Raw genomic sequence first — 13,683 nt, 5'->3', positions numbered from 1 at the left:
TGTCAGCGCGATGATGGATTTGTGACGCGATCAGGCAGCTTTGGCCACCAGATTTTCCGCGCCACGTTCACGGACCCAAAACAGCGTCGCACCAGCCACCGCTGCCGGCATCATCAGGATGTTGACCACCGGGATCAGCAGCGCCAGATAGACGATCCCGCCAAAACTCATGCTCTGCCAGCGTTTCTGGCGCAGCCAGGCGAGCATCTCGTTCCAGCCGAGTTTGTGGTTATCCGCCGGGTAGTCGATGTACTGGATTGCCATCATCCATACGCCAAACGCCAGCCATAGTGGGGCAGCGACCAGGTTGACCACCGGGATGAATGAAAGGATCAGCAACGCGAGGGCCCTGGGCAGGAAGTAGCCGAGTTTGCGCATTTCCCGGGCGAACGTGCGCGGGATCATCGCGATCAGTTCGCTCCAACTGAAGGTCGGGAAGTCGTCAGTGCCACGCACCACCACTTCGACTTTCTCCGCGAGAAAACCGTTGAAGGGCGCGGCGATCACGTTGGCGAGCATGGTGAAGGTGAAAAACACCATCAGCGCCACCAGAACGACGAACAACGGCCAAAGTACATAGCTGAGAAAACTCAGCCAGCTCGGCAGTGAAGGCATCAGGGTGTCGACCCACAGGCTGAACTGATGGCCGGCGAAATAAATCAATCCGACGAACAGCACCAGGTTGATGACCAGCGGCAACAACACGAACAAACGCAGGCCGGGACTCAAGACCAGCTTCAGGCCTTCGCGCAGGTATTGCGGGCCGGACAGAACGGGGGCGGGCATAGTGGGCTCCGAGCAATGGGAAAACGCGCCGACCTTACCGGCTTTGCCACACAGGTGAAAGCGCGGTAATGACATCGACATTAACTGTAACAAAGGCGTCTTTAAATCAGCCTCCAGGGGATAGAGACCGCCTATGAGCTGGATTGTTATTCCGTATTTCCTTAATCTTCGCCTCCTCGATACGCTGCACCCACTATTTTTCAGGGCTGTCCAACTACGGCGCTTCCCCAAGTGCTTGCACAGTCCTTTTTTAATTCCAGCCGGTCATCCGGCGTTCCGCGCCAGGTAATACCGGCCGGTCGATAGGAGTGAGTCATGTCTGATGTACGTCATTCGCGAGTGATTATTCTTGGTTCCGGCCCAGCCGGTTACAGCGCTGCGGTCTATGCTGCCCGCGCCAACCTCAAGCCGTTGCTGATCACAGGCATGCAGGCTGGCGGTCAACTGACCACCACCACCGAAGTCGACAACTGGCCGGGCGACGTGCACGGCCTGACCGGCCCGGCACTGATGGACCGGATGAAAGAACACGCCGAGCGCTTCGAGACCGAAATCGTTTTCGACCACATCAATGCTGTCGACTTCGCCGCCAAGCCGTACACCCTGACGGGCGACAGCGCCACTTACACCTGCGACGCACTGATCATCGCGACCGGTGCCAGCGCTCGTTACCTGGGCCTGCCGTCGGAAGAAACCTTCATGGGCAAAGGCGTGTCGGCCTGCGCAACCTGCGATGGTTTCTTCTACCGCAACCGTGAAGTGGCCGTGGTCGGCGGCGGTAACACTGCTGTCGAAGAGGCGCTGTACCTGGCCAACATCGCCAGCAAAGTGACCCTGATTCACCGTCGCGAAACCTTCCGCGCCGAGAAAATCCTGATCGACAAGCTGCATGCACGAGTTGCCGAAGGCAAGATTGTCCTCAAGCTGAACTCGACTCTGGACGAAGTGCTGGGCGACAACATGGGCGTGACCGGCGCTTGTTTGAAGAACAACGACGGCAGCTTCGACGAGCTGAAAGTCGACGGCGTGTTCATCGCCATCGGCCACACGCCGAACACTTCGCTGTTCGAAGGCCAACTGACCTTGAAAGACGGCTATCTGGTGGTGCAGGGCGGTCGTGAAGGCAACGCAACGGCGACCAGCCTCGAAGGCATCTTTGCTGCCGGCGACGTGGCTGATCACGTTTACCGTCAGGCGATCACCTCGGCCGGCGCTGGTTGCATGGCGGCCCTGGACGCAGAGCGTTACCTGGACGACCTGCAGAACGCCAAGTTCTGAAATCGTTGAAATGAAAAAACCGGCCTCGGCCGGTTTTTTTGCACCCACTGCTTTTGTGGGAGCCGAGCTTGCTCGCGATAGCGATGTATCAGTCGACATCAGTTTTGAATGTGACGCAGCCATCGCGAGCAAGCTCCCACAGGGTGTTGCATCCAATCTGGAAATCAGCGACGGGTCAGTGGCTGCGCTGTGAACTTCACCCCAGCCAAACCCTGCGCCATCAATGCCCGGATGTTGCCATGGTCGCTGCCATCCGGCGTAGCAACCACCGAGCGGTAATGCTCACCAAACGCCAGCAGCGCTTCTTCATCGCTCAAGCCTTCCAGCAGCGCCAGGCCGAGGGTCTTGCACGAGCCTTCGTTCTGTCCGGCGGCGTTTTCCACGCCACCATTGTTGAAGGCTTGAGGCTGGTAATCATAGCCAGCGGCGATGAACGCCAGGGTATCGGCGAAGGCGTGTTCGCCGCTCTTGAGGCTGGCGCGCAGGGTGTTCAGATCGGTCATCGCTTACGGATCCTTCTTAACTGTTATATGCGATATTTACGAGTGTATTCAGGTAGTTGCAGATAGTAACTTTTTTTACTTTCTTTGAGCTCATTTCGAACCACATGCAAGCTTGCAGACGCGGTCCTTTGCTATCGTCCGAGCACCTGCTGAGTTATGGCGAGAGAGTGTATGGAGCTTCAGGAGTATTTCGCATCTGGCTGCTGATTGCTCCGTATAGACACCCGTGACGTTTGCGTAGGCACGAGTCCTGAGTGTCACAAACACAAGGTGCGGAACTGCACTCCACTTGACCACAAGAGCTTCGCGGTCATTGGACTGCAGCGATCTGGCAATGTAGCTGAACTCCCTCCTTTCAGAATTCAAATTGTGCTTTTTTGCCATGCTCAAGCATAAAGAACTCATGAATTTAATATTTTTAGTGAAAATTGTGATTTTTTTGATGTTCTGAGTGTGAGAACACAATTTGTGTCAAACCATGTTCGTTTAGTATTTGATCCAGTGATCGATGGCGGCAGGTGCCGAGCCTGCCGTCAGACGGACTGTTCTGAAAAGGAGAAGCGCTATGATGCTGAAGGACCCTTCCAGCAAATATCGACATTTCACCACGGTAGACCTGCCAGGCCGCGCATGGCCCGGCAACGTCCAGTCAGTTGCGCCTACGTGGTGCAGCGTCGATATGCGCGACGGCAATCAGGCCTTGATTGAGCCAATGAATGCCGAACGCAAGCGCTGTCAATCGTGCGTCGCACCTTGGGCTGCTCAGCGTAATGAACGTTGCAGTGCCTTGCTGACATGACTGCGCGTACAGCCCTGGCGACGCTCGCCGGTAACTACGGTCATGGGGACATAGTGGCTTCGCATCGGCATGCCGAAGGGCAGTTGGTGTACGCCATCAGTGGCGTGATGCTGGTCTCGGTCTCCGGGACGACTTGGGTGGTGCCTTCTGGTCATGCGCTGTGGGTACCCTCGGGTATGGAGCACGAGATTCGCATGACTGGCGAGGTACGCATGCGCACCTTGCTGATTACGCCTGGCGCCCACGACGTTCTGACGCAAGAGTGTCAAGTCATCAAGGTTTCGCCGCTGCTGCGTGAGCTGATCGTAGCGGCTGGCGATCAGTCCGACGATAAAGGTGCTCTGGCGCGCCATGCACAGATTGTCGAGCTGATCTTCTCGGAGCTCGACAGGGCACAGAAGGTGCTGGCTCATGTACCGATCCCTACCGAGCCTCGGCTCAAGTTGCTGTGCGCTGGCTTCATCGATAATCCATCTCAGGACTCGAAGCTGGAGAGTTGGGCTGAACAGCTCAACATGAGCTCTCGCACCCTGGCTCGCCTGTTCCAGAAAGAACTGGGCATGAGCTATGGGGAGTGGCGCAAGCGCACCCGGTTGCTTCTCTGCCTGCAGCGGTTGGCTTCTGGCGTGTCGATTCTGGATGTGGCACTGGAACATGGTTACCAAAGCCCCAGCGCATTCGCCGCCATGTTCAAGCGCACCATGGGCTTCACTCCGAGCCACTGCCGTTCGGCGTAGCTTCCTCCTGTAGTCAGCAATCCTTACAGAGCATGGCTCACTTTATGTGGGCCATGCTTGCGCTTGCCTGCGGCTCGGGAGCTCTCAAGGCGGTCGCGAAGGGCATGTTGTCTCAATCGAAACGACAGTTGTCTGGAACTCGGGAGAAGCGCAGACCTGCGCTCTCATAACCTGCATCCCTACTCAGAACTCTGGATTTCTGCGATGCGTTCGCCCTTTTTTACCGCGTGGCACGGCCGTCTTTCGCTTGTGGGCATGGCCTCTATTGTCTTGGCTGGCTGTGCCGCATGGACGACTCATCAGCCGGCGCAGCCGCACCCGGAGCGCATCAATGCCCTGAGCCACCTGCCCCAAGGCGTTTCAGCCCAGGCGTTGCCCGAACGTTGGTGGCAGTTGTACAACGATCCGAAACTCGATGCGCTGGTGCAGCAGGCGCTGGAGCACAACCGAGATCTGGCGGCCGCCCAGGCCCACGTTCAATCGATGCTGGCCGGGATCATGCAGGCCGATGCCGAGCGCTGGCCGTCCACTCAAGCGTCACTGGGAGCCGCCTATGGCAAAACTGCCGATGACCAGACACTCGCCAAGGCCACCGACAGCCACGCCCCGTCTCAATGGGCGTTCAATCCCGGCTTCGAATTGGCGTATCAAGTTGATATCTGGGGCCAGGTTCAGCACGCCATCGAGCGAGCTCAGGTTCAGGCCGCTGCCGCACAGGATGCTGAAGACTTGTTGCGCATCACGATCGTGGCGCAAACCACCCGGGCCTATGTGAATGCTTGTGTCTTGGGCGCACGGGCCAAGGTCGAGCGCCATTCACTGGAAGTGGTTGGTCAAAGTCTGGCGTTGATTGACCGTCAGCGTCAGGCCGGTGTGGTGACTGATTTTGAATATGTTCGGATGCAGGCGTTGCAGGGGGAAACCCTGGCCCTTCTGCCAATGCTGGAGGCGCGTCGGCAAGCAGCGCTGTACGAACTGGCGATGTTGACCGGTGTGGCCGATCTGGAGCAGGGCTCTGGCGCGGCGACCTGTGAAGTGGTGCCGAAGCTCAATGCTGCGCTTCCCGTGGGGGATGGCTGGCAACTGCTGGCGCGTCGCCCTGATATTCGCCAGGCCGAGCGAGTGCTGCAAGCGGCTTCGCTGCAGGTGGATATTGTTCAGGCCGATCTGTACCCGAAGGTGACCTTTGGCGCTTCGGTGTCCTCATCCAGCCACACACCCCATGAGCTGGGAGACAGCAGCGCGGTGATGTTTGGTATCGGTCCGCTGATTTCCTGGCAGTTTCCCAACTGGCGAGTCAATCGCGCACGGGTCAACCAGGCCCGGGCACTCGAGCAGGTCGACGTGGCGCAATTCGAGGCCAGTGTGCTCAAGGCCCTCAAGGAAGTGCGTCAGGCCTTGGCTTTGTATGACGGAGAGCGGCAGCGCCACGCAGCCTTGAGTCAGGCGCTGGACAGCAGTCGCCAGGCCTACAAGTTGGCCCAGCTCAATTACAACGCCGGGTCTATCGACTTCCTTGACGTGCTGGACAGTGAGCGCGAGCTGATTCGCTTGCAGGCCACGCGCGCCGATGCAGATGGCCGTTTGCTGCAGCGCCAGATCGCTCTATTTAGCGCCCTCGGCGGCGGTTGGCAGTCGTCTTCCTCTGATATCCCGGTCGATGCGCCTTCTCACGCTCCCCTCACCTTTTCCGGTACCCAGCCATGAATATCGCCGTTGATGATAAAACCGCTTTCCAGCATGAGCATGAGAGTGTGATCCAGCAGCTCATGCATGAGCGTAAGCAGCGTCGCAAAAGAACTCTGATCCTGCTGGGAGGTGGCGCGGTGTTGGTCGGGGCGGTGGCGTTCGGCATGTATTGGATGACAGTCGGCCGTTACCTGGAGCAGACCGATGATGCGTATGTGCGTGCTGATTGGATTCCCATCAGCCCCCGGATTTCCGGATACGTGGCTCAAGTGCTGGTGGAGGATGATCAGCCCGTCAAGCGCGGGGATGTGCTTGTGCGCATCGAGGATAGAGACTATCTGGCGCGGCTGGAACAGGCGCGCGCCGAATTGGCTGAAACTGAAGCATCGGTGGCAGCGCAGCAGGCCAACCTGCAAGTCACCGACAGCCTGATCGCCCAGCAGAAGGCCGGCCTTACCCAAGCTGACGCTCGCCTGCGCAGCGCGCATGCCGAGCGGCGTCGCGCGAGCCTCGATGAGCAACGCTACGAAGGCTTGGTCCGCGAACACGCCGCCAGTGCCCAGCGTTTGGAAAGTGCAGCCGCCAGCTACGCCCAGGCCAATGCCGCGGTGGAAATTTCCCAGGCGATGCAGCGTCAGCAAGATACTCGGTTGAATGTCGCCATTACCCGGCGTCAAATGGCTGAAGCCTCACTCAAGCAGAAGATCGCCCGGCGCAGCCAGGCTCAGGCTCAGTTGAGCCTGGCGACTAACGCTTTGGAGGATACGTTGATCCGCTCGCCGATCGACGGTGTCGTGGGGCAGCGCAAGGTGCGTACTCGCCAATATGTGGCGCCGGGGTTGCCGCTGCTGGCGGTGGTGCCAACGCAGCAGGCCTACGTGGTGGCCAACTACAAGGAAACCCAGCTGCGCGACATGCGCGCCGGGCAAGCGGTTGATATCAGTGTCGACAGCTATTCGGGGCGCAAGCTCAAGGGCCACGTAGTCAGTTTCTCGCCAGGTTCGGGTGCGATGTTTGCCTTGCTGCCCTCGGACAACGCCACCGGTAACTTCACCAAGATCGTGCAGCGTTTTCCCGTGAAGATCGTGATTGATCAGCACGATGACGGCGGCCCCATTCTGCCGGGCATGTCCGTGATCACGACCGTCGACACCCACCCAGCCGGGCAGGGCGATTCGCATGACTGACGCCGAAGAGAAAGCGGTTTCCTTTCGCGCATGGGTTGCGGTGATCGGAGGGCTGTTCGGTTGTTTCATGGCAGGCATGAACGTCCATGTGACGAGCGCGGCGCTGCCGGAAATCGAAGGCTCATTGGGGGCGACCTTCGAGGAGGGGTCCTGGATTTCCACTGCTTACCTGGTCGCAGAAATCGTGATGATCCCGCTGACCGCCTGGCTGGTGCAGGTATTCTCCCTGCGTCGCGTGATGCTTGTGGGCTCATGTGTATTTCTAGTGGCATCCATTGCCTGTTCCTGGGCACCGAACCTTGAGGTGATGATCATTATTCGGGTGATTCAGGGGGCTGCCGGCGCGGTGCTGATTCCCTTGTCATTTCAGTTGATCATCACCGAGCTGCCGCCCAGCAGGATTGCGATGGGCATGGCGTTGTTCGCCCTGTCCAACAGCGTTGCCCAGGCGGCCGGGCCGTCCATCGGCGGCTGGCTGACCGACGCCTATTCCTGGCGCTGGATCTTCTATCTACAGCTGGCTCCGGGCATTCTTTTGCTGCTGGCGGTGGCGTGGTCAATCGACGCGAAACCCATGCAATTGAGCTTGCTCAAGCGCGGCGACTGGGGCGGTATTACCGCCATGATCGTCGGCTTGGGCGGATTGCAGATTGTCCTTGAAGAAGGCGGCCGCAAGGATTGGTTCGGCTCTGACTTTATTGTCTGGATGTCGGTGATAGCCTGCGTGGCACTGTTGTACTTCGTACTGTCACAGCTGTACGGCAGCCGTTCCTTTATCAACCTGCGCTTGCTCAAAAGCTACAACTTCGGGGTAGCCAGCGCGGCAATGTTCATTTTCGGCGGAGCTACCTTCGGCCTCGTGTTCCTGGTCCCCAACTACCTTTCCCAACTGCAGGGGTATAACGCCAGAGAAATTGGCATCAGCCTGATTGCCTACGGCATGGTGCAACTGGTGCTGGCGCCGTTCATGCCGCGCCTGATGAAGTGGCTGAACCCTAAAGTCATGGTCGCCTGCGGGTTTTTCATCATGGCCTTGGGTTGCTATCTCGGTGCGCACCTGAACGTCGACAGCGCGGCCAACGTGATCATTCCTTCCACCGTAGTGCGGGGCATCGGACAGCCCCTGATCATGGTGGCTCTCTCGGTACTGGCGGTTTCCGGGTTGGCCAAAAGTGAAGCAGGCTCCGCTTCTGCATTGTTCTCCATGTTGCGCAACCTCGGCGGTGCCGTAGGCACTGCAGGGCTGACGCAGGTCGTCGCTCTGCGCGAACGCTTTCATTCCGAGCGGGTAGGAGAGTCCATCACCTTATTTTCCCCTTCTCTTCAGGAGCGCCTGCGCATTGGCATGGCGGACAGCGAGGCGTTCGTATTCAACCAGCTTTTGCCCGCTCAACAACAAGTGATCGAGGGCCTGATTCACACCGTGCGCCGTGAGGCGTACCTGATGGCGTACAGCGATGCGTTTTATGTGTCCTGTATTGCCCTGACCCTGTGTGGGTTGGCAGCGCTGGTGTTACGGCAACAACCGAAGGACTGAAAAAAATCGCAGCGGTATGACTGACCCACATAGGTAACAAAACGGTTCAAGCACATAGGTAACAGTTTTTAACTGGCCCTGGATCATCCACTGCGGTTACCCAAAAACGTTTTTACGCAGCCAGGGCTGAAAACCGCCATTCGCTGCACAAGACTGGCAAAGATCTTCTGTGAAAGGCGAGCGCCGTCAAACCCAGGCGAGACGGCGCCAGCTATTTAGATCCAAATGTCGTTGTTGGCCGTGCGCTCTCCACCTTCATGGCCCGTATTCAGTATCCCACGAGGTTCGATCATCATCAGTCTTGCCTCACCTTCTGCGGCTGTTCTGTGCTCCACTCCTCGTGGCACGACATACAACTCGCCTGGACCTACGTATACGCAGCCATGGGGTAGGTCGATACGCAGCTTTCCCTCGATCACGAGAAATGCCTCGTCGGTCTCAGGGTGGGAATGCCAAATGAACTCGCCTTCGATGCGCACGACCTTGAACTGGTAGTCGTTCATTTCGGCGACGACCCGCGGGCTCCATTGCTGATCTATGAGCGAGGCTTTGTGCGCGAGGTTAATGGCTTGCAAGTTCGGTTCGTTATGGGCGTGGTGCATGACGGATCCTCTATCAAACGGGAGTCGTCAGCCTAGCGAAGGAGCGCTGAGGCATTCTTGTACGATCCTGCAAGTTGACGGTGTGCTCGGATGCGTTCTAGCCAAGACGATGGGGGGACGCCATAACAACGAGTGAAGTGCCGTGTCATATGGCTCTGGTCATGGAAGCCGGCCGCAAGAGCGGCATCCACCAGCGTGAATCCATCCAGGATCAATGCGCGGAATTGATCCAGACGACGCAAGGTCACGAACCGGTAAGGACTGGTGCCATACAAGACCCTGAAGTCTCGGGAGAGGCTCCAGCGTTCGCGCCCGCTAATGTGCTCAAGCATCTCCAGGGTAATGCTCAGGTGAAGATGAGCCATGATGAATTCCCTTGCCCGCTCGGTAGCCCGGTAATCCAGGCGCTTGCGCCCGCGCGGTTTACCTGCGACCGCCCGTAATGCAGTTGCCAGATCAAACAGTGCGTCCTGTTCTTCCAGCGCGTCGAGAGGATGATCCATTGCCTGCACAAAAGATTCACTGGCCTGATACAGGCGAGGGTCGTTCGACAGCCCGCCGACAATGTATGGCAATGGTTCACCACCCAGTACTTGCTGAATCAGGGCCGGATCAACATAGGCCATACGATAGCGGAAACCCGCCTCTGTTCCCGCCATGCCGTCATGCAGTTCATCCGGGTGCAGTATTAGCGTGTTTCCCGGCAAACCGTGGCGCAGTGCGCCCTTGTAGTGAAAACTCTGCACGCCCGAGAGTGTTCGACCAATGGAGTAGGTATCGTGGCGGTGCGGATCGTAGCCATGACCGCCGAACCAGGCTTCGATTCGCTCAACTCGCCCTGGTTGAGCGTTTCGCACGACCCAGTCGGTGGCTGGTGCCAGTTCGGTTCGATCCATGAATTCGGCACCCAAGAGGACGACGGTATCTCTGCTCGGTGAATGAGCGTTATAAAATCAATATACCTGCGATCAAGGGTTGGTGTCAGGGGCCTCTTGCCAGCCAGAGTGTTGAAACGCATCCGCGAACAATTGGCGCTGGGCTTTCGATAGCGGTGTTTCGCCCGTTGTCTTTCGGTTGCTGTTCGGGAAAGGGCTGCGTGGGAAGGTGGCTGCGTCACCAGTGATGATCAGGATAGTCAGACCACGCCGGCCGAGCGCCTGAAGCACGGACTTTGTACAGTCATGGATGCGTCTCCGGGAGGTAGTAGCCCCCCTTGGTCAGCCATGTGGCCGAGATAGCCGTTGATCAGTTCGTTGATCAAATGCTCTTGGCCTCGCCACGGTCAACGTCGCGCCAATCGATGTCATGCGCCTGGAGGAAGCTGAAGAAGTCTTACAGAGCACGGCCAGTACTTGGCCAGGACTTCATTGACCCTATGACCCCGTGCAGAAGGTAGCGAAGGAACACCACTTTCCATCGTGTCCCAAAGCAGGATCGGAAAGCTGGTATACGGACGCCCGGCAATCACCAGATCTTCGGTAGCCCAAACAAGCTCCATCAGCCAGCCCGACTCTGATGAATCGAAAATCCTTATCGAATAGAATCAGAGTCAGAGGCTTAAGCCATAGCGTCTGAAGCTGTTTAACTCCTTGTTTGTAAAGCTAACCTGTTACCAACGACTGGCAAGTGCCTAATCATGGGTTTTTCCTTTGGCGAACGCCGCTTGCTGGTCGGCGCTGGCTTCTTGCTGGTATTGGGCTTTCCACTCGGCGTACGGCATGCCGTAAACCACTTCGCGGGCGTCATCGAGGCTGACCTCGATCTGGCGTTCGTCGGCGGCGGCCTTGTACCACTTGGACAGGCAGTTGCGGCAGAAACCCGAAAGGTTCATCAGGTCGATGTTCTGCACATCCTTGCGACTGTCCAGGTGCGCGACCAGTCGGCGGAAGGCAGCAGCTTCAAGTTCCAGGCGTTGTTGTTCGGTCATGATGGGCTCGGTGCTATCAAATCGTGGCGCGGATAATAAAAGCCTGGCGGTTTATGCGCCAGGCACGGTCAGCGACTCGCGGCGAGGGTAATCGATACCGACTCGGCGAAACGCAGGGCGTGGGGTTTGTCGACTTCGACTTCGGCGTAAAGCACGCTTTGGTTGGCCATGATCAGATCGAGTATCTCCTGGGTCAGGCGTTCGAGCAGGGCGAACCGGTTGCCTTCCACATGGGCGATGATCGCCTTGGTAATGGTGCGGTAATTGAGCGCATGATCGATATCGTTGTCGCGCACGGCGTCTTGCGCGGCATAGAGGATGGTCAGGTTGATCAGCACATCCTGCTTGTTGAGGATTTCGTCCTCATTGATTCCGATGAAGGTCCGTAGACACAGGTCCTTGACCCGAATGCGGGCCATTCCTGGTTGAAGTTGTGGCATTGCTACTTGCTCCGTCCAATCAATTGCAGGAACTCCTGACGGGTGTTGCTCGACTCGCGGAAGGCGCCGAGCATCACCGAGGTGTTCATGGTCGAATTCTGTTTCTCGACGCCGCGCATCATCATGCACATGTGCTGGGCTTCGATCACTACCGCAACACCGGCGGCCTGGGTGACGCGCTGCACCGCCTCGGCGATTTCCCGGGTGAGGTTTTCCTGGATCTGCAAGCGCCGGGCGAACATGTCGACGATTCGCGCGATCTTCGACAGGCCCAACACCTTGCCGGTAGGAATATAAGCCACATGGGCCTTGCCGATGAAGGGCAGCAGGTGATGTTCGCAGAGCGAGTAGAGCTCGATGTCGTCGACGATCACCATTTCATCGTTGTCAGAGGCGAACAGCGCGCCATTGACGATCTCGTCGACGCTCTGCTCGTAACCATGACACAGGTACTGCATGGCCTTGGCCGCTCGGGCCGGAGTGTCCAGCAAACCTTCGCGTTCAGGGTCTTCGCCCAAGCCTATTAAGATTTCACGATAATTCTGGGGCAGCGATAGGGTCATGGAACATCCTCGCGGGGGGCGGCCTATTTGACGTGCCGTCCGCCGTTGACGGTCAGGGTCGTGCCGGTGACATAAGGGTTGTCCAGCAAGTAGCGCAGGCTCTGGTAGACAACCTCGCTGCCGGGTTCGATACCCAGCGCAGACTTGGCCAGGGCCTTGGCGCGATACGCCGCGTCATCGTCGGGGTTAAACAGTAGCAGGGCTGGCGCGATACCGTTGACCTTGATTTTCGGGGCGAATTTCGCCGCGAAGGACAAGGTCAGGCTGTCGAGCCCGGCTTTGGTGGCGCAGTAGGCAATGTGCTTGCTGCTGCCCTTGCGCGTGACATCGTCGCTGATATGCACGATGTCGGCGGGGCTGGAGCGCTCCAGCAAGTCGGCACAATGCAGGTTGATCAGATAGGGCGCAAGCATGTGCACGCTGAACATCTGGGTGAACGCAGCCACTTCGGTGTCAGGGGTTTCGGCCAGCCAGGCAGAAGCGTTATGCACAATCGCCCGCAAGCTCTGGGTATGGGCTTTGAGTTGCGTGATAAACGCCAGGATTCCGGCCTCGCTGGAGAAGTCGGCAAACAGTGTAATCGCGCCTAGGTCGCGCAGTGTTTGCACGCCCGGGCGTTCGCTGCGGTAGCTGATGATCACGCGGTGACCTTCTTCCAGCAGCCGCTGCGCGCAGTGCAGGCCGACACGTTGGCTGGCGCCGGTAATGAGGATCGGAGCTGAGGAAGAGGTCATGGATGGCTCGCATCGCGGGTATGGCAAAACTATACCAGCGACGAGTGCTGCATACCTACGTCAAGCGCTACCCCTGTAGGAGCAAGGCTTACCCGCGATGAAGGCGACCTGGTCTATCTGTTACAACGAGTTATCGTTTATCGCGGGCAAGCCTTGCTCCTACAGGAGGGCTAGCGATTCTGGGTGGACGGTGCCGTGGGCAATGGCCGCCCCTGTGTGTTGTTCAACCAGCCGGCCAGCAGGTGGGTCGACAGCGGGATGAAGAAGTAGACCATCAAAGGCGTCAGGGCCAGGGTGCTGACGAACACTCGGGGCAGCAGGCTTATGTCGCCCAGCAGTGGGCCGAGTACAAAGTTGAACAGTAGCGAGACCGGGAAAAATGCCAGCCAGATCGCCACGGCCTGTTTCCAGCGAGGTGGACGTTGCCCGACTGCACCGAACCAACCGTCGATGCCGCTGACCCGATGCTCGGAAGGGTGGGCAAACAACTCGCTGCCACGTGCCAGCCACGCCGTGCGCGAGACGGAATGCTCCCACGCATGCAGGGTTTGCTCATCGGCGAAGCGGAAAATAATCTGGAATTCGTCATCGCCGGGCGGCGGTGCAAGCACGCCAGAGCCGAGATAACCAGGAAAATCAGTGGCCAGTTGTTCGCCTTCGCGCAACCAGGCGATCAGGTCCTGATAACGCCCGTTGGCAACGCGACGTGCAACCATCAGGGTGACGGGTGAGGTAGACATTGTGTATCTCCGTAGGACAAGCACGCGGTTCCGGGTAGGAGGCGTACAAAACGCAGCACCGGGGTAAAGGGCTGCGTTTAAAAGCAAGCAAGGATTATTCCCGATTTCACTCGATACTCCAAAGATGTTGGTCGAATAAGCCCCTCTTGAATGTAGAAGAC

Annotated in this window: 14 protein-coding genes and 1 pseudogene; 6 read left to right on the top strand and 9 right to left on the bottom strand. The window is 58.2% G+C overall.

Going from position 1 to position 13,683, the window contains the following annotated elements:
- Positions 1-30 precede the first annotated feature (30 nt).
- Positions 31-786 carry a sulfate transporter CysZ gene (cysZ, locus tag AABM55_RS24315; protein WP_347927977.1) on the bottom strand — a complete coding sequence of 252 codons (756 nt, stop codon included), beginning with the start codon at positions 784-786 and terminating at the stop codon, positions 31-33.
- A 315-nt stretch (positions 787-1,101) separates the two neighbouring features.
- On the opposite strand from cysZ, the gene trxB reads away from it, so the two are divergent.
- The gene (gene trxB / locus AABM55_RS24310) at positions 1,102-2,064 is read left to right on the top strand and encodes a thioredoxin-disulfide reductase (protein ID WP_347927976.1); all 963 of its coding nucleotides are present in this window, start codon (positions 1,102-1,104) and stop codon (positions 2,062-2,064) included.
- 164 nt (positions 2,065-2,228) lie between these two features.
- Here trxB and AABM55_RS24305 read toward each other — a convergent pair whose 3' ends face one another.
- Positions 2,229-2,567 carry a HopJ type III effector protein gene (locus AABM55_RS24305; protein ID WP_103315751.1) on the bottom strand — a complete coding sequence of 113 codons (339 nt, stop codon included), beginning with the start codon at positions 2,565-2,567 and terminating at the stop codon, positions 2,229-2,231.
- A gap of 565 nt (positions 2,568-3,132) precedes the next feature.
- On the opposite strand from AABM55_RS24305, the pseudogene AABM55_RS24300 reads away from it, so the two are divergent.
- From AABM55_RS24300 to AABM55_RS24280, 5 genes and pseudogenes are all read left to right on the top strand, one after another.
- Positions 3,133-3,300: pseudogene (locus AABM55_RS24300) on the top strand (2-isopropylmalate synthase); the annotation flags it as partial.
- Positions 3,301-3,362: 62 nt separating this feature from the next.
- The gene (locus AABM55_RS24295) at positions 3,363-4,103 is read left to right on the top strand and encodes a helix-turn-helix transcriptional regulator (protein WP_054593964.1); all 741 of its coding nucleotides are present in this window, start codon (positions 3,363-3,365) and stop codon (positions 4,101-4,103) included.
- Positions 4,104-4,307: 204 nt separating this feature from the next.
- A complete protein-coding gene (locus AABM55_RS24290) occupies positions 4,308-5,810 on the top strand; it encodes a TolC family protein (RefSeq protein ID WP_347927975.1) in 1,503 nt (500 codons plus the stop codon).
- The gene (locus AABM55_RS24285; protein WP_347927974.1) at positions 5,807-6,979 is read left to right on the top strand and encodes an HlyD family secretion protein; all 1,173 of its coding nucleotides are present in this window, start codon (positions 5,807-5,809) and stop codon (positions 6,977-6,979) included. Before AABM55_RS24290 ends, AABM55_RS24285 begins: the two co-directional genes overlap by 4 nt.
- Complete coding sequence (locus AABM55_RS24280) at positions 6,972-8,516, top strand: MDR family MFS transporter (protein WP_347927973.1); 1,545 nt, start codon at positions 6,972-6,974, stop codon at positions 8,514-8,516. Before AABM55_RS24285 ends, AABM55_RS24280 begins: the two co-directional genes overlap by 8 nt.
- Positions 8,517-8,731: 215 nt before the next feature.
- Here the strand turns inward: AABM55_RS24280 and AABM55_RS24275 are convergent, their stop codons facing one another.
- From AABM55_RS24275 to AABM55_RS24245, 7 genes are all read right to left on the bottom strand, one after another.
- Positions 8,732-9,118, bottom strand: a complete 387-nt coding sequence (locus tag AABM55_RS24275) for a cupin domain-containing protein (RefSeq protein WP_054593960.1) — start codon at positions 9,116-9,118, stop codon at positions 8,732-8,734.
- A 32-nt stretch (positions 9,119-9,150) separates the two neighbouring features.
- The gene (locus AABM55_RS24270) at positions 9,151-10,014 is read right to left on the bottom strand and encodes an AraC family transcriptional regulator (RefSeq protein ID WP_054598174.1); all 864 of its coding nucleotides are present in this window, start codon (positions 10,012-10,014) and stop codon (positions 9,151-9,153) included.
- A 734-nt stretch (positions 10,015-10,748) separates the two neighbouring features.
- Entirely contained in the window at positions 10,749-11,045 is a 297-nt protein-coding gene (locus AABM55_RS24265) for a DUF1244 domain-containing protein (protein ID WP_054593959.1), read from the bottom strand.
- A gap of 68 nt (positions 11,046-11,113) precedes the next feature.
- Positions 11,114-11,485 (bottom strand): dihydroneopterin triphosphate 2'-epimerase, encoded by a 372-nt coding sequence (gene folX, locus AABM55_RS24260; RefSeq protein ID WP_054593958.1) that lies wholly within the window; start codon positions 11,483-11,485, stop codon positions 11,114-11,116.
- A 2-nt stretch (positions 11,486-11,487) separates the two neighbouring features.
- A complete protein-coding gene (gene folE, locus AABM55_RS24255) occupies positions 11,488-12,048 on the bottom strand; it encodes a GTP cyclohydrolase I FolE (RefSeq protein ID WP_054593957.1) in 561 nt (186 codons plus the stop codon).
- 23 nt (positions 12,049-12,071) lie between these two features.
- A complete protein-coding gene (folM, locus tag AABM55_RS24250) occupies positions 12,072-12,782 on the bottom strand; it encodes a dihydromonapterin reductase (RefSeq protein ID WP_054593956.1) in 711 nt (236 codons plus the stop codon).
- 170 nt (positions 12,783-12,952) lie between these two features.
- The gene (locus tag AABM55_RS24245; protein WP_054593955.1) at positions 12,953-13,522 is read right to left on the bottom strand and encodes an antibiotic biosynthesis monooxygenase; all 570 of its coding nucleotides are present in this window, start codon (positions 13,520-13,522) and stop codon (positions 12,953-12,955) included.
- Between the last annotated feature and the right edge of the window lie 161 nt (positions 13,523-13,683).

This window comes from Pseudomonas helvetica, assembly GCF_039908645.1.
Taxonomy (GTDB): Bacteria; Pseudomonadota; Gammaproteobacteria; order Pseudomonadales; family Pseudomonadaceae; genus Aquipseudomonas; species Aquipseudomonas helvetica.
Note: the sequence above shows the minus strand (reverse complement) of the source record. Positions and strands in the feature narration are given on the sequence as shown.